Source organism: Aromatoleum evansii (assembly GCF_012910805.1).
GTDB classification, from domain to species: domain Bacteria; phylum Pseudomonadota; class Gammaproteobacteria; order Burkholderiales; family Rhodocyclaceae; genus Aromatoleum; species Aromatoleum evansii.
Map to the genome: position 1 here is coordinate 1 of NZ_WTVK01000196.1, position 474 is coordinate 474.

The following is a 474-nucleotide window of genomic DNA, read 5'->3' on the forward strand; positions in this document are numbered from 1 at the left end:
CGCTCCTTCTCGCCCGCGTCGTGCTCGCCGAGCGGCTGCGAATGGTGCAACTCGTCGGGGTAGCGCTGACGGTCGTCGGCGTGGTCCTCGTGACGCTGTGACGGGACGTCGGCTCGGCGCCGAGCGCGTCTCGGGGCTGCGCGCGTTCGTCGTCAGCTGACGAAGAACTCCAGTTCCTGGTCGTCATCGACGCGTGCGCGGCCGACGTGGTGCATGCCGATCCTGCGGGCCACCCGCTGCGAGGCGTGGTTGTCGAGATCGGTGACGGCGACGACGCGGCGCAGGCCGCCGGCGAGCGCTTCGTCGAGGATGGCGCACGCAGCCTCCGTCACGTAGCCGCGGCCGGTGTGAGCGGCGTCGACGTCGTCGTCATTCGTCCACCGACGCAGCGTCAGGCGCGGGGTGCGCAGTTCGTCAGCGGGACGTCGGGCGTCGTCGGCTTGCGGCGTCGTCGTCGTGCCGGTCGTCATGGGG

The 474-nt window shown here is 71.7% G+C and carries 1 protein-coding gene; it reads right to left on the reverse strand.

Annotated features, from left to right (window positions below):
* Window positions 1-152 precede the first annotated feature (152 nt).
* Window positions 153-474, reverse strand: a 322-nt coding sequence (locus GO615_RS29875) for a GNAT family N-acetyltransferase (RefSeq protein WP_169133078.1), incomplete at its 5' end; no start/stop codon positions are given.